Genomic DNA, 17,431 nt, shown 5'->3' with positions numbered 1-17,431 from the left:
ATCCGCAACGCGTTCGTCTGCTCCTTCCGGCCGCCCCGGACGTCACATTCACAAGTGCTGACGATTTCAGGGGGTGGAGCATGACAGCCTGGACGAGGACGCGATCGGCCGAGTCAGGCGTACGTGCCGGCAGGAGGGCAGCGCTGGTGGCGCTGCTCGCCGGGGCGGTGCTGCTGACGGGCTGCGGGACGGGGGCACAGTCCGACGGCACTTCGGCGGACGGCGCCCAGCGCCGCGCGGACGGGGCTCCCGCGCCCGTGACACCGGACGGGGGCGGCCGCGTCGCCGAGGGCGACCGGGACGACACGGCGGACGGAACCCAGGGCGAGGAGGAGCGCGACGCCGTCCCCGCACCGGACCTCGTGTCCACCTTCGCCCTGGACGTGGACACGGCCTCCTACGGCTACGCGCGCCGGACACTTGCCGCCGGCCGGCTGCCGGAGCCCGGCTCGGTACGGCCCGAGGAGTTCGTCAACAGCTTCCGCCAGGACTACCCGCGCCCCGAGGGCAACGGCTTCTCCGTGACCGTGGACGGTGCGCGCGTGGAGAGCGGGGACGGCGGCGACTGGTCGCTGATGCGGGTCGGACTGGCCACGCGCCCGTCGAGCAGGACCGCCGAACGCCCCCCGGCCGCACTGACGTTCGTCGTCGACATCTCCGGGTCGATGGCCGAGCCGGGCCGGCTCGACCTGGTCAAGGAATCCCTCGGCATCCTCACCGACCAGCTCCGCGACGACGACTCCCTCGCGGTCGTCACCTTCAGCGACGAGGCCGAGACCCGGCTGCCGATGACCCGTCTCGCCGGCAACCGCGACCGGGTCCACGAGGTCGTCGCCTCCCTGGAGCCGACCGATTCCACCAACGTGGAAGCGGGTGTCAGCACCGGTTACGACGTGGCCGTCGAGGGCCGCAGGCGCGGCGCCAACAACCGCGTCGTGCTCCTCTCCGACGCACTCGCCAACACCGGCGAGACCGAGGCGGACGCCATCCTGGAGCGGATCGGGAGCGCACGGAAGGAGTTCGGCATCACCCTCTTCGGCGTCGGGGTCGGCAGCGAGTACGGCGACCAGCTGATGGAACGGCTCACGAACCGCGGCGACGGGCACACCACGTACGTCTCCACCCCCGCCCAGGCCCGGAAGGTCTTCGTCGACCAGCTCCCCGCCCACATCGAACTGCGCGCCCGCGACGCCAAGGCACAGGTCGCCTTCGACCCGGGGACGGTCCGCGAGTTCCGCCTCGTCGGATACGAGAACCGGCACGTCGACAACGAGGACTTCCGCGACGACCGGGTGGACGGCGGCGAGGTCGGCCCCGGCCACGCGGTGACGGCGCTGTACGCGGTGCGGCTCAAGGAAGGCGCGTCCGGGCGCGTCGCCACGGCGACCGTCCGCTGGCTCGACCCGCGCACCAGGGCGCCGCACGAGGCGACGGGCACCGTCGGGGCGGACCGGCTCGACGGTGATCTGTGGGCGCGCGGCACCCCGCCGCGCCTCCAGATCAGCGCCGCGGCCGCGTACTTCGCCCAGCGGCTGCGAGGGGCGGAGACCCCCGGCGCGCCCCGGCTGGCCGACCTGGCGGAACGGGCGGACGGACTGGCCCGCCGCACGGAGGACGCCTCCGTGCGCCAGCTCGCCGAGTCGATCCGCGGCGCGGACCGGCTCCTGGACTGAGGCCGGGAGGAACGGGACGACGGCGGGCCGGTCGAGGGCACCTTCCACCGGGCCGGCCCGCCGTCTCGGTCGAACCGCGGCCCCGCAAGTGGGCTGCGGTGCGGCCCGGTTGGCGCCATGATGAGCGCCATGGCCGACCTGCTGCTCGCCCTGGCCGTCATCGCGACGGGTCTGTACGCGGGTTTCATGCTGATCTTCCAGACCGGTGTGATGCCCGCGCTCGCCAGGCTCTCCGACGACCGGTTCGTCCCCGCGATGCGCCGGATCAACGAAGAGGTCCCGCGGCCGGTGTTCCTGGTCGTCTTCCTGACCGTGATCGTGTTCCCGGCCGCCGCCCTCGCCGTGCCGGGCGAGGACGGCTCGGGCACCCGGACGTGGCTGGTGGCGGCGGGGCTCGTGTGCGCCGCGCTGAACCACCTCGTCACCATCGCGGGGAACATTCCGCTGAACAACGCGCTGGCCTCCTCGGAACCGTCGCCGGACTCCGAGGTCCGCGCCGCCTTCGAGGCCAAGTGGAACCGCTACCACCGCATCCGTACCGCCCTGGCCCTGGCCGCGTTCGTCCTCCTCGTCGGCGCCGCGCTGGCCTGACGCCTCGGGAAGGCACCCCCGGACCGGGTTCAGCGGCCGGGCAGTTCCTCCCCGCACCGGCTGCAGTACCGGGCGTCGGACTCGACCGCCAGACGTCCGCAATCCGTGCAGACCCGGTCCAGCAGACAGGCGGCCTCGCCTCCCTCGGACGTCGCGGCGGCCGTCTTGATGGCGAGTCCGGGACGCCGCCGGTGAACGCTCAGCTGCACCAGACCCCCGGGCCCCGCCCGCAGCGCCCGCCGGCTGCCGCGCGGCAGCCACACCACGGAGCCCGCGACCACGTCCTGAGACCGGCCCTCCAGTTCGAGCACCCCGTCCCCCGCGGCCACGTACAGCAGCACGTCCAGATCGGGTTCCACATGCCCGGCGATCCGGCCGCCGGCGGGCAACCGCACCACGTTCGCGTCGAGCTGCCGTGACTCCTCCGCCAGACGCCAGAGCGCGCCGGCCCGGTCCGGGGGCAGATCGCCGGTCAGTTCGGTCAGCAGTGCGAGCACGCCTGGCCGGGGAGTGGGCGCCATGTGTCGTTCCTCCTGCGCTCGTGTCCCCACCGGATCCATCCGGACCCCAAAGCCCCGCATGTTACCCCGTGTTGCCTACCCGCCCGAACCGGACAAGCCACCCTGCGCCACCCGCCCGAGGGGCCCTCCGTGCGGGCGTCCCGCGACTCGCGCTGCTCCGAGCGGGTGAGCCGCCCCGCCGTGGTCGTGCCGTGGTGACGGTGCCGTGAACAGGGATGCGCATACGGTCGTCCCGTGCTCCTTCCCGTCCGCACCCGACACCGGGACCCCGCACCCCGGCACGGCTCCGCGCCCGCGGCCCACGGCGGCGCCGCGCCCGTGCCCCACCGCGCACCCGGGTCCGCGGCCCACCGCGGAGCGCACCCGCCACGACGGGAAGGCCCGCCGCCCTCCGCCCCGTGAGGCTCCGGGCCCACCCGGCGCCCCGTCCCGTACGCCGACCCTCCCGAGGAGCAGCCATGTCCCGTCCCCTCCACTCCCGAGGAGTGCGGCGCATCACCCTGGACGCCGACGGCCTGCCGCTCTCCGCCCTGCTGGCCGTCCCCGCCGGGACCCCGCGCGCCACGGTCGTCGCCCTGCACGGCGGGGGCATGAACGCCGGCTACTTCGACGGCCAGGCGGACCCCGGCCTGTCCCTGCTCACGCTCGGCGCCCGCCTCGGCTACACCGTCCTCGCACTGGACCGCCCCGGCTACGGAGCCTCCGCCGAACGGCTGCCGGAGGGCCAGACCCTGGCCGAGCAGGCCACCTCGCTGAGCGCCGCGCTGCGCGGCTTCACCTCCGTCCACCCCCATGGCGCGGGCCTGTTCCTGCTCGCACATTCCTACGGCGGCAAGCTCGCGCTGACGGCGGCCGCGCGGGGCGTCCACGACCTGCTGCTCGGGCTGGACGTCTCCGGCTGCGGCCACCGCTACGACGTCACCCCGGAGGAACTGCCCGACGAGGGCGGCCACGGAAGCCGCAGGCTGAACTGGGGGCCGCTCAGCCTCTACCCGCCGGAGACCTTCACCACCGCCGCCTCGGTCGTGGCCGGGATGCCGGCGCGGGAGCGCGCCGAAGCGGCCCGCTGGCCCGAGGAGTTCCCCGCAGTCGCCGCCGACGTCCGCGTACCCGTCCGGCTGACCTTCGCCGAGTTCGAGGCGTGGTGGCGCCATGACGAGGAGGCCGTCGCCGAGCTGACCGCGCAGCTCGCCGCGCCGCGGACCGTGGTGGACCGGCTGCCGGGCGCGGGCCACAACATCAGCCTCGGATGGGCGGCGCGCGCCTACCACCTGCGGGCGCTGGGCTTCCTGGAGGAGTGCCTGCAGTCCGCCGGCGGCGGGCGGGACGTGTCCGGCGCGCCGCCCGAGCACGCGGCGGCGGTCTGATCCGTGACGGGCCCGTTCCGTTCGCTGACGGTACGCAACTTCCGGCTCTTCGCCGCCGGCCAGGTCGTGTCCGTGGCCGGCACCTGGATGATGATCGTCGCCCAGGACTGGCTGGTTCTCGCCCTGACGGACGACTCCGCCGGTGCGCTCGGCGTGGTGACGGCCCTGCAGTTCGCCCCGCTGCTCCTCCTCACCCTCCTCGGCGGGCGCCTGGCGGACCGCCACGACAAGCGGCTCCTGCTCACGGTGGCCAACGCGGTCTCGGCGGTCCTCGCCCTGCTGCTCGCCGCGCTCGTGCTGAGCGGGGCGGTACGCCTGTGGCACATCGGCCTGTTCGCCCTGGCCCTCGGCGTCGTCAACGCGGTCGAGGTGCCCGCCCGGGTGTCGTTCGTCAGCGAGATGGTGGGGGCGGAACTGCTCCCGAACGCCTCGGCCCTGAGTGCCGCGTACTTCAGCACCGCCCGTGTCGTCGGACCGGCCCTGGCCGGGCTGATGATCGCCACCCTGGGCACGGGCTGGGTGATGCTGCTCAACGCGGCGAGCTATCTGGCGACGGTGGTGGCGCTGCGCATGATGCGTCCCGAGGAGCTGTACCGAAGCGCCCCGGAGAGCCGGGCGCGGATCGTGGACGGGCTGCGCCATGTGCTGGCCCGGCCGGATCTGGTGCTGCCACTCGCGCTGCTCGGGGTCGTGGGTCTGTGCGGGCTGAACTTCCAGCTCACCCTCCCGCTGCTGGCGAAGACCGTCTTCGGGGCGGACGCGGATGCGTTCGGGCTGCTGACCACGGCGTTCGCGGCCGGCTCGCTCGCGGCCGCCCTCGTCACCACCGCGCGCCGCGGCCGCCCGTCCGGCCGGACGGTGGTCGTGTCGGCGCTCCTGTTCGGGGTGCTGGAGACGGTGGCGGGCTGGTCGCCGGGTTTCATGGCCGCCATGGTGCTGCTCGCGCTCACCGGTTTCGCCTCGATCTACTTCGTCCAGGCGGCGAACCACCGCATCCAGCTGGGCAGCGACCCGCGCTACCGCGGCCGGGTCATGGCGCTGTACACCTTGATCGTCCAGGGGTCCACGCCGCTGGGCGCCCTGGGCACCGGCTGGCTCGCCGAGCGTTTCGGCGCCCGTTCCGGGCTGGTGGTGGGCGGTCTGGCGTCGCTCGCCGCCGCGGTCGCGGCGCTGCTGGTCGAGCGGGCGACGGCGCGGGGTGCGTCCCCGGACCCGGAAGCCGGGGACTCGCCGGACGCACCGGGGGAAGCGGAGCCGCCGGAGGCAGAGGCGTCCGCGCACGGGAGGGAACGGGACCCGACGGTCTGACGTGGCCGGCCGTACCGCAGGGCCGGGGAGCGGGCGGCCCCGGCGACCGCCGTCCCGGCGGCGGCTGCCGTTGTCGGCGAACGCATCCGCGTCTCCGTCCCGTCGGGCACGGCCGTACGGGCGGCGTCACCGGTGCGCTTACCCTGCCTGCAGCCGTACCGCCTCAGCCGCCGACCGGGGGACCCACGTGAGCGACCAGCCGAACCAGCCCAGCGAACCCGTGCCGTCAGGCCGGCCCGCGCAGCACGCCGCCCCCGGGCGGTCCGGGTCCCGCGGGAAGCCGGTCCTGTACGTCGTCGTCTGCGCCGCGGGGGTCGCGGGAGGCGTCGGCAAGCTCATCACCGCGGCGCAGGAACGGAGCTGGGACGTCGGGGTCGTCGCCACCCCCCAGGCCCTGGACTTCATCGACCGGGACGCCGTCGAGGCCCTGACGGGCCACCCGGTCCGCTCGGCCTGGCGACGGCCCGGCGACCCGCGCCCGCTGCCTCCCCCGGACGCGATAGCGGTGGCCCCGGCCACCTTCAACACCCTCAACAAGTGGGCGGCCGGGATCTCCGACACCCTGGCCCTGGGCATCCTGTGCGAGGCGTACGGCTCCGGCGTCCCGATCGCCGTGCTGCCGTGCCTCAACGCGGCCCAGGCCGCCCACCCCGCCTACCGCCAGAGCCTGGACCGGCTGCGGGAGATGGGTGTGCTGATCGGTTCCCATGAGCCGTCCGCGCGGCCGGAGACCGGTGGTGCCGATGTGTTCCGCTGGGAGGAGGCGCTCGAACTGCTCGCGCCGAGACCGGCTCCCTGAACGCGGACCCGGGACGGCCGGCACCGCCGGTCCTCTCCCCGCTCACGCCCGCTGGCGCACCGCGTGGGTGCCGGGCCCGCCCCTCGCCTGACGGAGGCGGCGGAGGGGTGGTCTAGCGGAGCGACCGGAGACCGGTGCGGACTTCCTGGACGAAGAGCTCCGGCTGCTCCCAGGCGGCGAAGTGGCCACCCTTGGGCAGCCAGTTGTACTGGACCAGGTTTGGGTAGGCCTGCTGGGCCCAGCTGAGCGGCGCCTGGTAGAGCTCGTCGGGACAGACGCTGACGGTGACGGGGAGGGTGACGCCCTTGGCGCCGAAGAAGGGGGCGGTGTTCTCGGCGTACAGGCGCGCGGCGGGCAGGGCGGTGTTGGTCAGCCGGAACAGGGTCATGTTGTCCAGCACGTCGTCGCGGGTGAGGCCCTCGTCGTGGCCCGCGAAGGAGCGGCTGATCAGGGCGAGGCTGTCGCGGTCGTGGTCGAGGAGGAAGGCGGCGAGGCCGACGGGGGAGTCCGCGAGTGCGGCGAGGGACTGCGGGCGGGATCCCATGACGTAGGCGTACCGGTCGAAGTACTCGGACGGGACTGAGTACGTGCGCTCTGGCCTGTCGGCGGAGCGTGCCGGAAGGCTCGGGCCATGCGACAACGACTCCTGAAGTTGGTTCCCCGGTTGCCGGGGTTCGCCGTGCCGGCCCTCGCGGCGTCGGCGCTGTGGGCCGTCTGGCTGGGCTGGGACCAGCACCGTGACGTGCACCCCGATGGCACGACGACCGGCCCGTACCAGGCGTGGCAGGTGATCGGCCTGGTACTGACCCTGTCGGCGCCGGTGTACTGGGCCGCGTCCCGGGGCCACATCGCAGGCGCCGTGCTGGGCACCACGGCCGGCCTGACCGCCGCCGCCTTCGTCGACTGGTCGGACGACGCCAGCGGCCTCTACGCGGTCGGTGCGGGGATGGTGATGGTGGGGAGCCTCGTCGCGACCACCGCCGTGTCCGCCGTGATCGCCTCCGCGAAACGACACGGGGCCGGGGCGGCCGCCCGCGAGTAGGGCACGCCGTGTTGGTGTCCGGCGCTTACGCGTCCACTACCACCCGCCCGCTAAAGTCCCCCTGACCAGCAAGAAGGCCCTCCCGGTGGGAGGGCCTGCGGGCCGTACGCGCTGTGCGCCCCCGGCAGGACTCGAACCTGCGGCCAAGCGCTTAGAAGGCGCCTGCTCTATCCACTGAGCTACGGGGGCCCGATGTGGCCTCGGTGGCCTGGAGCCCCTGGTGGGTCGGCCGTGACCTTGCCGGGACAAGGATAGGGCTCCGATCGCCCTGCCCCGGATGCTTCACCTGCGTGGCACGATGTGGAGGTTCGGTGAAGCGAACCGATAATCGCAGGCAGATGCGATTCTCGCAGCGCTTTTTTCACGTCACACCTCGGGTGTTGTGCACTCGTTATGCCTGCGCCCCACTCGTCCCGTCTGTCCCGTCTGCCTGATCGGCGCGCAGGGGGGCTCATACGCTTCAAAAAACCTCTAAAGTTGGGCATTCTTCGCATGTGGTGACCATGGAAGTACGGCCTCAGCTCATCGACGCACTCTCCGCCCTGCGCGACCGAGTCGCAGCCGTGCGTCTTCCACTCCCCCTTCCAGGTGCTCCGCGGGCGCGGCAGACGAGAGCCGAGCTGCTCGCGCAGCTCGACGACTATCTGGTGCCCCGGCTGAAAAACCCCGACGCGCCGCTGCTCGCGGTCATCGGCGGGTCGACGGGCGCCGGCAAGTCCACGCTGGTCAACTCCCTTGTCGGGCGGCGGGTGACCGAGGCGGGGGTGCTGAGGCCGACCACCCGCACACCCGTCCTCGTCTGCCACCCCGACGATCGCCCCTGGTTCGCCGATACGCGCGTACTGCCGAACTTCACCCGCGTCTGGCTGCCGCAGCAGGACGAGACGGAGCAGTCGCCCGGAGCCGTGCGCGGCCGGACGAAGACCAAGACCAAGCCGGAGGAGAGGGCGCTGCGGATCGAGACCGCGGCGTCGCTGCCGCCGGGGCTGGCCCTGCTCGACGCGCCCGACATCGACTCCCTCGTCGTCGAGAACCGGATCATGGCCGCCGAGCTGATCTGCGCAGCCGACGTCTGGGTCATGGTCACCACGGCCTCCCGGTACGCGGACGCCGTCCCCTGGCATCTGCTCCGCACGGCCAAGGAGTACGACGCCATGCTCGTGACCGTGCTCGACCGGGTGCCGCACCAGGTGATCAACGAGGTGTCCCGGCAGTACGCGGCCCTGCTGACGAAGGCGGGGCTCGGGCACGTACCGCGCTTCACGATCCCGGAGCTGCCCGAGTCCGCGGGCGGTGGCCGGGGGCTGCTCCCGGACACCGCGGTCGCCGCGCTCCGCGACTGGCTGGCGCACCGGGCACTGGACCCCGCCGCGCGCCAGCAGACGGTCGTCCGCACCGCGGCCGGTGTCATCGACTCGCTGAACGTCCGGATGCCGGAGCTCGCGGGTGCCGTGGCCGCGCAGTACGCCGCCGCCGTGCGCCTCTCCGCCGCGGTCGAGGCGGCATACGGCGTGGAGACCGAGCGGGTGCGCAAGCAGGTGCAGCGCGGCTCCGTCCTCGCAGGGGACGCCCGGACGCGATGGCGGGGTTATCCGCGCGACAGCTCGGCGGGTGAACTCCTCGACGCGCTGGCGGAGAGCCTGACCGCGCTGCTGCAGTGCGCCGTCGCCGCCGCGGACGAGCGGCTCCACGAGTCATGGCGGCGCGAACCGGCCGGGCCCGCACTCGCCCGGCACGCACGCGCCGACGGGGAGACCCCCGAGCGCATCGGCATGGCCGTACGGCGCTGGCGGCGGGTCATCGAGGAGCTCGCCGAGGAGGAGGTCCGCGCGATGGAACGCTCAGCGGCCCCCGACCCGGAGACGGTCGCCGCACTGCTCGCCACCGCTCTGCTCGGCGGCAGGCGGGCCAGGGCCGCGGGGGAGATGCTGGCGGAGCGGATGGGCGCCCAGGGCGCGCTCAGGCTGCGCGACAGGGGCGGGGAGCTCGTCACCACCTGCATCGAACGTGTCATGAACGAGGAGCGCGACCGGCGCCTCGCGCCGCTCGACTCCCTCGAACTGTGCCCGGAGCCGCAGGCCGAGCTGATCGCCGCGCTGTCCGTACTGCAGAAGGAGAGGTGACCGCGGTGACCGCAGTCACTGGCGAGACCGAGGGCCGTCGCTCGGGGACCGGAACCGGGAAGGCGTCCGGGGACGCGTCCGGGACGGAGAGCGAGCCGGGGGCGCAGGAAGGCGCCGCGGCCGGCACTGCGCCGGGCGGGCCCCCGGGGGCAGTCGGCCGGCTGGGCGAGGAGGCCCGTCCCGACGGCGAGCACGGGAGCTCCGATGACGCCGGGGACACGTCCCCGTCGTCACGGACCGTGGAGAAGAGCGAGGACGGGCGGTCGCCCGGCGCTCCCGACGACGGCGAAGGGGAGCAATGGGCCGACGGTCTCATCGCCCGCCGCGCGGTCGACCCGTCGGAGCTCGCCGGGGAGGACGGCTCGCTGGTCGGCGAGGAACGGCACGTCCCCATCGGCGGCCCGTACGCCGCCCCCCTGCGCAGCAGGCTGGACGCGCTCCGCGAACTCGTCGGGCTCTCCCGTACCCGACTCGACGAGAAGGCCCTGGCCGAGGCGGGCCGGGTGCTCGACGAGGCGGCGGCGCGACAGCAGTTGTCGGCCCGGCACACCGTCGTCGCCATCGCGGGCGCCTCCGGCAGCGGAAAGTCGACGCTCTTCAACGCCCTGGCCGGGGTGCCGATTTCGGAGACCGGGCTGCGCCGTCCGACGACGTCCGCGCCGATCTCCCTGAGCTGGTCCGAGGGGGCCGCCGGGCTGCTCGACCGGCTGGCCATCCCGCCCCGGCTGCGCCGCAGGCCCCTCGCCGGGGGCAGCGGAGACGAGGCACTGCAGGGCCTCGTCCTGGTGGACCTCCCCGACCACGACTCGGCGATGACGGTCCACCGGGAACAGGTCGACCGGGTGCTTAAGCTGGTCGACGCGGTCATCTGGGTCGTCGACCCGGAGAAGTACGCGGACGCGGCACTCCACGAGCGCTATCTGCGGCCGCTCGCGGGCCACGCCGAGATCACCTTCGTCGTCCTCAACCAGATCGACCGACTGCCGGGCGACGCCGCCGACCAGGTGCTGGACGATCTGCGCAGGCTGCTCGACGAGGACGGGATGGCGGTCGGCGAGCACGGCGAGCCGGGCGCGACCGTGCTCGCGCTGTCGGCTCTGACCGGTGAGGGCGTCGGCGAGCTGCGCGAGCTGCTCGGGCGGCTGGTCCAGGAGAAGACCGCCGCGGCCCGTCGTGTCTCCGCCGACATCGACGCGGCGGCGGGCCGGTTGCGGTCCATGTACGTGGCCGACGGCCGGCCCGGCCTCAGCGAGCGCGCCCGCGACGACTTCACGGCCCGGCTGGCGAACGCGGTCGGCGCCACCGCCGTCGGCGAGGAGGCCGAGCGCCATTGGCGCAGGAACGCCGGACGGGCCTGCGGCACGCCGTGGCTGCGGCTGTGGCGCTGGTACGAGCGCGTCCGTATGCCCGGCGGGGGTCTGCCCCAGCCCGCGCAACCGGCGGAGGAGGAGCTCACGGCCCGTCAGCGGGTCGAGCAGGCGGTACGGACGGTGGTCGACGACGCGGCCCACGGGCTGCCGGCTCCGTGGGCGCAGGCCGTGCGGGAGGCGGCGGTGCGCGGTGCGGAGGGACTCCCCGAGGAGCTCGACGACCTGGCCGCCGAGCTGGGTACGCCCAGCGGCCGACTGCCCCGGCCGGCGTGGTGGCCGGCCGCGGTGCTCGTCCAGGCGTGCATGACGCTGCTGCAGATCCTCGGAGGGCTCTGGCTGGTGGGCCAGATCATCGGCGTCCTGGAGCCGGGGCTGCTCCCGCCGGTGCTGGTCATGCTGGCCGGGATCATCGGCGGGCCGCTGGTGGAGTGGGCGTGTGCCGCAGCCGCCAAGGGACCCGCGAGACGGTACGGCCAGGATGCCGAGCGGCGCTTGCGGGAGGCCGCGGCGGCGTGCGGCCGGGCGAAGGTGCTGGATCCGATCGCGGCGGAGCTGCTGCGCTACCGCGAGGTGCGGGAACAGTACGGGGTCGTGTCCTTCCGGCGGTGAGCCGTCGGCCGGGGGCCGTCGCGGACCGACCGGGGCGGCGTGCCGCCGCGCGGGGGAGGCCGCCCGGCGGTTGACCGGGGTGGTGCGGGGCCTGCGGAAGGACGGCGTGGAGGCGGCGGACCGCCGGGAAGGGACGCCGAAGGCTGCCGGAAACGGCTTCCGGCCCGCCGAGGGAACGGCCGAGGGAACGGCCGAGGGAACGGTTGTGGGAGCAGCCCTGGGGACCAGTCGTGGGAAAGGCTGCGGAAGAGACCGAGGAACGGCCGTGGGAAAGGCCGCCGGGACGCTCCCACGGGGACCCCGTCACCCGAGAGGGTGGCGGGGTTTTCCACAGTCGTGCCCGTGTCCACAGGCGTCGGCGGGAATTCGCCCGACGGCCCAGCATGGGATCCGTCGGCGCGGCGGCGCGCGGACACCGGATACGGGACAACGAGGCAGGGGGATCGTCATGAGTGACGTGATGGTGACACTGGTGGGGAATGTCGCGACGGCCGTGGAATACCGCGAGTCCGCGACCGGGGGCAGGGCGCGTTTCCGGTTCGCGGTGCCCTCTCGGCGGTGGGACCGGCAGCGTGACGCCTGGACCGACGGGCCCACGAGCTTCTACACGGTGTGGGCCTGGCGGGCGCTGGGCGCGAATCTCGCGGCATCGGTCGGGGTGGGCGAACCGCTCGTGGTGCACGGCCGTCTGAGGGTGCGCGAGGAGGAGTGGGAGGGCAAGCTCAGGACCTCGGTCGACGTCGACGCGATGGCGGCCGGGCACGATCTCACGCGCGGTACCTCGGCGTTCCGCCGTGTGACGAGAACGGAGGCGCCGCCGGCGGGCCAACCGGCCGTGGCCGCACCCGGCATGGGCCCGCCGCCTCCCGTGCCCTCGGCGGTGCCCATGCCTCCCACGGCGCCGACGACCCCGACGACCAGCGCGACATCGACCGGAGCGGCGTCCTCGACGGTCCCGGCCACGGGCGTTCACGGTTCCCCGACCCCGTCGGCACCGTCGCCGCTTTCCCACCCGCTCGAGGCGGCTGGGGCGGACGCGTTCGAGCCGGTCCCGTGCCGCTTCGGCGACCGCGACGGCGACCGGGAGCCTGTGGGGCACGGAGGTCGCCGCGACTCTCCCGGCGTCCGCACACGCCGGTTCGGGAGCCCTTTCCGGCACGGTCCCCGGCGCTCGGATCGGGGCTTCGGACGGTGTCCTCCGACCGTCCTGAACTGCGGCTGTGGAGATTTGTCGACAGCCGAACGGGGGGTGCGTCGTCGGCGATAACGATTCCGATTCGGAATGGTTATCTGACGGCATGACGGGGGATCGGGTCGCACCACGTCCTTAGGATTCCTCAGTAATCACGGGGCACTTGAGTCTGCCGGCGAGGCACTCCCCCCACGCACCCCACGCGAAACGGCCTCGCCCGAAGGGGAATTCTGTGTTTACTGCGCTCTCTGTATGCGGGCGGGGCGCCGCCCGGCTCGCCGTGACGGCTCTGGTGTCGGGTCTGTTCGCGGCGTGTGCCATGGCCTCCGCGGGGCCGGCCGCCGCCGAGGACATCCCCCAGCACCAGGGTGGCGCCTCCGCGACTCTGGACGGCCTGACCACCTTCGACCGGGCCGTTCTGCACGACGGCGGACAGCGGCACGAACTCCCCGCCGGGCTCTTCGAGATGACCGTCGACGGTGGGGGCAGACTCAAGACGTACTGCATCGACATCCACAACCCCACGCAGGAGCAGGCCAAGTACCTGGAGACCCCCTGGGAGCAGACCTCGCTCGGCGCCAACGGCGGCGCCGGGAAGATCCGGTGGATCCTGCAGCACTCCTATCCGCAGGTCGACGACCTCACGGCGCTGGCCGAGAGGGCGGGCACGGGACCGCTCACCGAGCGGACGGCGGCGGCCGGCACCCAGGTCGCGATCTGGCGGTACTCGGACGGGGCCGAGGTCGAGGCGCTCGACCCCGCGGCGGAGCAGCTCGCCGACTGGCTGGAGAAGAAGGCCAGGAACGTCGGGGAGCCCCGTGCCTCGCTGAGCCTGGAGCCGAACGCGGTCTCGGGGAAGGCCGGCGGGCGGCTCGGCCCCATCACGGTCCGCACCGACGCCGACCGGGTCACCGTGACCCCGCCCGCGGACTCCGCGGCCAGCGGTGTCATCGTGACGGACCAGGCGGGTCGGCCCGTCACCACCGCGGTCGACGGCAGCAGGCTGTACTTCGACGTGCCGGCCGGTGCCACCGACGGCACGGCCGCCCTGAGCCTGCAGGCCACCACCAATGTGCCGGTGGGCCGGGCGTTCTCCGGGGTGACCAAGAGCCAGACGCAGATCCTCGCCGGCTCCAGCCGCTCCACCGTCTCCGCGACCGCCGCGGCCACCTGGGCGAAGAAGGGCGCGATACCCGCGCTCACCGCGAAGAAGAACTGTGCCGAGGGTGGCATCGACATCACCGCCACCAACCGGGGTGACGAGACGTTCACCTTCGAGCTGCTGGGTCTCAAGCACGCGATAGCCCCCGGTGAGTCCCGCACCGTGGCCGTCCCCGTGCCCGAGGACCAGGCCTATGACTTCACGATCACCGGGCCGGGCGGTTTCTCGAAGAACTTCAAGGGCGTGCTGGACTGCAGGACCACCGGCAGCGCCGGTCCGGTCCCGGACGAGCCGGCGCCCCAGCTCAGCGCGGCCTCGGCCGGGCAAACGCCCATCGACGAGAACCTCGCGGCGACCGGCGCCTCCGGCGCCACCCCGATCATCGCGGGCGTGGCCATCGGACTCGTGGTCGTCGGCGGCGCCGCGATCCTGTTCGTGCGCAGGAAGAAGGCGCCCTCCACGGAGGACTGAGCGATCGGGGCGCGCTGCCGGGCACCCGGGCATGCGGGCCCGGAGCACGGCGTCCCGGGCCCCGGGGTCGTGCCTGCCTCGACTGGGCGGGCTACTGCGTCCGCCCGCACGCCATGTATCGGAGAGGCCGCAGGACGCGGCACCGGAGCGCCGTCCACGGCGCGGGCGGCTGCCGCACCCGCTCGGGGCTGCCGCTACCTGCCCTGCGCGCGGCAGGGGCCTTCGGCGCCGATCGCCGACGACCGAGGGTGACAGAGCGACTGCGGAAGGGGGTCGCAGTATGGCTGGTCGTGGGACCCCGGGCGTACTGGTTTCGTTCCCGGGGTGGCGGTCAGGCAAGATGGGGTGTATCTGCCCACTCACTGATTGCCGGACGGTTTCTCTTGGCTGAGTACATCTACACCATGCGCAAGACGCGCAAGGCGCACGGCGACAAGGTGATCCTTGACGACGTCACGCTGAGCTTCCTGCCCGGTGCGAAGATCGGTGTGGTCGGCCCGAACGGCGCCGGTAAGTCCACCGTGCTGAAGATCATGGCCGGCCTTGAGCAGCCCTCCAACGGTGACGCCTTCCTCTCGCCCGGTTACAGCGTCGGCATCCTGCTGCAGGAGCCCCCGCTCGACGAGAGCAAGACGGTCCTGGAGAACGTCCAGGACGGTGTCGCGGAGGTCAAGGGCAAGCTCGACCGGTTCAACGAGATCGCCGAGCTGATGGCCACCGACTACTCCGACGCGCTGATGGAGGAGATGGGCAAGCTCCAGGAGGACCTGGACCACGCCAACGCCTGGGACCTCGACGCGCAGCTGGAGCAGGCCATGGACGCGCTGGGCTGCCCGCCCGGCGACTGGCCGGTCACCAACCTCTCCGGCGGTGAGAAGCGCCGCGTCGCGCTCTGCAAGCTGCTGCTCGAGGCCCCCGACCTGCTGCTGCTCGACGAGCCCACCAACCACCTGGACGCCGAGTCCGTGCAGTGGCTTGAGCAGCACCTCGCCAAGTACGCCGGCACCGTCGTCGCCATCACCCACGACCGGTACTTCCTGGACAACGTGGCCCAGTGGATCCTCGAGCTGGACCGCGGACGCGCCCACCCGTACGAGGGCAACTACTCCACCTACCTGGAGAACAAGTCCGCGCGTCTGAAGGTCGAGGGCCAGAAGGACGCCAAGCGCCAGAAGCGCCTCAAGGAAGAGCTGGAGTGGGTCCGCTCCAACGCCAAGGGCCGCCAGGCCAAGTCCAAGGCCCGACTCGCCCGTTACGAGGAGATGGCCGCCGAGGCGGAGAAGACCCGGAAGCTGGACTTCGAGGAGATCCAGATCCCGCCGGGCCCGCGCCTGGGCAACGTCGTCGTCGAGGTCGAGAACCTCAGCAAGGCCTTCGGCGAGAAGGTCCTCATCGACGACCTGAGCTTCACGCTGCCGCGCAACGGCATCGTCGGCGTCATCGGCCCGAACGGCGCGGGCAAGACCACGCTGTTCAAGATGCTCCAGGGCCTGGAGCAGCCCGACGCCGGGCAGATCAAGGTCGGCGACACCGTCAAGATCAGCTACGTCGACCAGAGCCGGGAGAACATCGACCCCAAGAAGACGCTGTGGGCCGTCGTCTCGGACGAGCTCGACTACATCAACGTCGGCCAGGTCGAGATGCCCTCCCGCGCCTATGTGTCGGCGTTCGGCTTCAAGGGCCCGGACCAGCAGAAGCCGGCCGGTGTGCTCTCCGGCGGTGAGCGCAACCGCCTCAACCTGGCGCTCACCCTGAAGCAGGGCGGCAACCTGCTGCTCCTCGACGAGCCGACCAACGACCTCGACGTGGAGACGCTCTCCTCGCTGGAGAACGCCCTGCTCGACTTCCCGGGCTGCGCCGTGGTCGTCTCCCACGACCGCTGGTTCCTCGACCGGGTCGCCACGCACATCCTGGCGTACGAGGGCGACTCGAAGTGGTTCTGGTTCGAGGGCAACTTCGAGTCGTACGAGAAGAACAAGATCGAGCGGCTCGGTCCGGACGCGGCGCGTCCGCACCGTGCCACCTACAAGAAGCTCACCCGGGGCTGAGGCAGCACGTGGCTCGCCATATCTACCGCTGTCCCCTGCGCTGGTCGGACATGGATGCCTTCGGGCACGTCAACAACGTGGTCTTCCTCCGCTATCTGGAGGAGGCGCGCATCGACTTCATGTTCCGGCTGGCGCCGGGTAACGGCTCTCCGTCGTTCTCCGGCGGGTCCGTCGTGGCCCGTCATGAGATCGACTACGTGCGCCCGCTCGTGCACCGCCACGAGCCGGTGACCGTCGAGTCCTGGGTGACGAAGATCGGTGCGGCGTCGCTCACGATCGCCTACGAGATCAAGGACCCGGACCAGGTGTACGTCCGGGCCTCGACCGTCGTCGTCCCGTACGACCTGGCGGCCGGGCGCCCGCGCCGTATCTCCGCCGAGGAGAAGTCCTTCCTCCAGGAGTACCTGGACGAAGGCGTGAAGGACGCGCTCGCGGCATGACTGCGCCCGTGCAGACCCTGCGGTTGGCCGATGGCCGGGAGGCGGCGGACCTCGCCGCCTTCCTCGGCCGGCTGATCCACTACGACCGGGCCGCCGCGGTGCGGTTGCAGGCCGGCGGGGGAGCGCTCGCCGTGTTCGGCCGACCGCCGTCGTTCGAGGTCCTCGCGATCCGGACGGCGCGGCTGGCGGAGCCGGTCGAGCTGGACACCACCGTGTCCGCGGGTGAACTGCTGGAGTCCGTGGAGGGCTCGGCGCTCGCCGTGCCGCCCGCCGTCACCGGTCCGCCGTGGGCCGGTGTGCTGCCTCCCCGCGGAGGCTGGCGAGAGCTTCCGGGACTGCCCGCGGTCGACCGGATGCGGGGCGCGGTGGCCGCTGCGGTCGCCGAGTTCCGTGCACGTGACCAGGCGTTGCCCGTGGAGCGGCGCACCCGCGCCGAACGCGACCGGATCGGCCGCGAGATCTGGTCCCGGACCCTCGACGACACCGGCCTGCCGCTGCGGGCCGTGCACGCCGCCCAGGCGCTGGGCTTCCTCCGTCCCACTCCGGACGACGTCCCGGGAGCCGCGCTCCTGGCCGCGGGCGGCTGGCTCCGGCTGCGCACGCCGTTCGGCTCGGTCGCGGTACGCAGGGCGGGACTCGGCACGCTGAACGTCACCCCTGCCTGATTCCGGCTTCGTGTCCGGCCTGTTCCTGGGTCGTGCCCCGTTCGGTTCCG

Annotated in this window: 15 protein-coding genes and 1 tRNA gene; 13 read left to right on the top strand and 3 right to left on the bottom strand. The window is 73.1% G+C overall.

What is annotated here, in order from left to right:
- Nucleotides 1–80: 80 nt before the first annotated feature.
- Nucleotides 81–1,673 carry a vWA domain-containing protein gene (locus QRN89_RS12140; RefSeq protein ID WP_290349360.1) on the top strand — a complete coding sequence of 531 codons (1,593 nt, stop codon included), beginning with the start codon at nucleotides 81–83 and terminating at the stop codon, nucleotides 1,671–1,673.
- A 129-nt stretch (nucleotides 1,674–1,802) separates the two neighbouring features.
- Complete coding sequence (locus QRN89_RS12135) at nucleotides 1,803–2,264, top strand: anthrone oxygenase family protein (protein WP_290349359.1); 462 nt, start codon at nucleotides 1,803–1,805, stop codon at nucleotides 2,262–2,264.
- A gap of 29 nt (nucleotides 2,265–2,293) precedes the next feature.
- Here QRN89_RS12135 and QRN89_RS12130 read toward each other — a convergent pair whose 3' ends face one another.
- Nucleotides 2,294–2,785, bottom strand: a complete 492-nt coding sequence (locus QRN89_RS12130) for a hypothetical protein (protein WP_290349358.1) — start codon at nucleotides 2,783–2,785, stop codon at nucleotides 2,294–2,296.
- Between the two features lie 458 nt (nucleotides 2,786–3,243).
- Here QRN89_RS12130 and QRN89_RS12125 point away from each other — a divergent pair, with 458 nt between their 5' ends.
- The 3 genes from QRN89_RS12125 to QRN89_RS12115 all read left to right on the top strand — a co-directional run bounded on the left by QRN89_RS12125 (nucleotide 3,244) and on the right by QRN89_RS12115 (nucleotide 6,259).
- Entirely contained in the window at nucleotides 3,244–4,152 is a 909-nt protein-coding gene (locus tag QRN89_RS12125; protein ID WP_290349357.1) for an alpha/beta hydrolase, read from the top strand.
- Between the two features lie 3 nt (nucleotides 4,153–4,155).
- Entirely contained in the window at nucleotides 4,156–5,460 is a 1,305-nt protein-coding gene (locus QRN89_RS12120; protein ID WP_290349356.1) for an MFS transporter, read from the top strand.
- Between the two features lie 220 nt (nucleotides 5,461–5,680).
- Nucleotides 5,681–6,259, top strand: a complete 579-nt coding sequence (locus QRN89_RS12115; RefSeq protein WP_290353674.1) for a flavoprotein — start codon at nucleotides 5,681–5,683, stop codon at nucleotides 6,257–6,259.
- A 112-nt stretch (nucleotides 6,260–6,371) separates the two neighbouring features.
- Here QRN89_RS12115 and QRN89_RS12110 read toward each other — a convergent pair whose 3' ends face one another.
- A complete protein-coding gene (locus tag QRN89_RS12110) occupies nucleotides 6,372–6,803 on the bottom strand; it encodes an alpha/beta fold hydrolase (RefSeq protein ID WP_290349355.1) in 432 nt (143 codons plus the stop codon).
- An 87-nt stretch (nucleotides 6,804–6,890) separates the two neighbouring features.
- On the opposite strand from QRN89_RS12110, the gene QRN89_RS12105 reads away from it, so the two are divergent.
- Entirely contained in the window at nucleotides 6,891–7,301 is a 411-nt protein-coding gene (locus QRN89_RS12105) for a hypothetical protein (RefSeq protein WP_290349354.1), read from the top strand.
- A gap of 116 nt (nucleotides 7,302–7,417) precedes the next feature.
- On the opposite strand, the gene QRN89_RS12100 is transcribed toward QRN89_RS12105, so the two are convergent.
- Nucleotides 7,418–7,490: transfer RNA gene (locus QRN89_RS12100), tRNA-Arg, on the bottom strand.
- 314 nt (nucleotides 7,491–7,804) lie between these two features.
- Here QRN89_RS12100 and QRN89_RS12095 point away from each other — a divergent pair.
- The 7 genes from QRN89_RS12095 to QRN89_RS12065 all read left to right on the top strand — a co-directional run bounded on the left by QRN89_RS12095 (nucleotide 7,805) and on the right by QRN89_RS12065 (nucleotide 17,381).
- Nucleotides 7,805–9,424 carry a dynamin family protein gene (locus QRN89_RS12095; protein ID WP_290349353.1) on the top strand — a complete coding sequence of 540 codons (1,620 nt, stop codon included), beginning with the start codon at nucleotides 7,805–7,807 and terminating at the stop codon, nucleotides 9,422–9,424.
- A gap of 239 nt (nucleotides 9,425–9,663) precedes the next feature.
- On the top strand, nucleotides 9,664–11,403 hold the full coding sequence (locus QRN89_RS12090) for a YfjP family GTPase (RefSeq protein ID WP_435833299.1): 1,740 nt from the start codon (nucleotides 9,664–9,666) through the stop codon (nucleotides 11,401–11,403).
- 448 nt (nucleotides 11,404–11,851) lie between these two features.
- On the top strand, nucleotides 11,852–12,670 hold the full coding sequence (locus tag QRN89_RS35815) for a single-stranded DNA-binding protein (RefSeq protein WP_435833250.1): 819 nt from the start codon (nucleotides 11,852–11,854) through the stop codon (nucleotides 12,668–12,670).
- Between the two features lie 205 nt (nucleotides 12,671–12,875).
- Nucleotides 12,876–14,228, top strand: a complete 1,353-nt coding sequence (locus tag QRN89_RS12080; RefSeq protein ID WP_435833249.1) for a Cys-Gln thioester bond-forming surface protein — start codon at nucleotides 12,876–12,878, stop codon at nucleotides 14,226–14,228.
- Nucleotides 14,229–14,611: 383 nt separating this feature from the next.
- Nucleotides 14,612–16,276, top strand: coding sequence for an energy-dependent translational throttle protein EttA (gene ettA, locus QRN89_RS12075; RefSeq protein WP_290349350.1), 1,665 nt, complete (start codon nucleotides 14,612–14,614; stop codon nucleotides 16,274–16,276).
- 8 nt (nucleotides 16,277–16,284) lie between these two features.
- Nucleotides 16,285–16,716, top strand: coding sequence for an acyl-CoA thioesterase (locus tag QRN89_RS12070; RefSeq protein ID WP_290349349.1), 432 nt, complete (start codon nucleotides 16,285–16,287; stop codon nucleotides 16,714–16,716).
- The gene (locus tag QRN89_RS12065; RefSeq protein ID WP_290349348.1) at nucleotides 16,713–17,381 is read left to right on the top strand and encodes a DUF8010 domain-containing protein; all 669 of its coding nucleotides are present in this window, start codon (nucleotides 16,713–16,715) and stop codon (nucleotides 17,379–17,381) included. The genes QRN89_RS12070 and QRN89_RS12065 overlap by 4 nt, the downstream gene beginning before the upstream one ends.
- Nucleotides 17,382–17,431 lie beyond the last annotated feature (50 nt).

Origin of the sequence: Streptomyces sp. HUAS CB01 (genome assembly GCF_030406905.1) — a bacterium.
Classification (GTDB): Bacteria; Actinomycetota; Actinomycetes; order Streptomycetales; family Streptomycetaceae; genus Streptomyces; species Streptomyces chengbuensis.
This window is presented reverse-complemented; position numbering and strand designations above follow the sequence as displayed.

Bases quoted from the DNA above. Each gene is read 5' to 3' on its own strand.
- QRN89_RS12095 (WP_290349353.1), top strand. From the start codon at position 7,805: ATGGAAGTACGGCCTCAGCTCATCGACGCACTCTCCGCCCTGCGCGAC.
- QRN89_RS12110 (WP_290349355.1), bottom strand. From the start codon at position 6,803: ATGGGATCCCGCCCGCAGTCCCTCGCCGCACTCGCGGACTCCCCCGTC.
- QRN89_RS12105 (WP_290349354.1), top strand. From the start codon at position 6,891: ATGCGACAACGACTCCTGAAGTTGGTTCCCCGGTTGCCGGGGTTCGCC.
- QRN89_RS12130 (WP_290349358.1), bottom strand. From the start codon at position 2,785: ATGGCGCCCACTCCCCGGCCAGGCGTGCTCGCACTGCTGACCGAACTG.
- QRN89_RS12135 (WP_290349359.1), top strand. From the start codon at position 1,803: ATGGCCGACCTGCTGCTCGCCCTGGCCGTCATCGCGACGGGTCTGTAC.
- QRN89_RS35815 (WP_435833250.1), top strand. From the start codon at position 11,852: ATGAGTGACGTGATGGTGACACTGGTGGGGAATGTCGCGACGGCCGTG.
- QRN89_RS12140 (WP_290349360.1), top strand. From the start codon at position 81: ATGACAGCCTGGACGAGGACGCGATCGGCCGAGTCAGGCGTACGTGCC.
- QRN89_RS12065 (WP_290349348.1), top strand. From the start codon at position 16,713: ATGACTGCGCCCGTGCAGACCCTGCGGTTGGCCGATGGCCGGGAGGCG.
- QRN89_RS12125 (WP_290349357.1), top strand. From the start codon at position 3,244: ATGTCCCGTCCCCTCCACTCCCGAGGAGTGCGGCGCATCACCCTGGAC.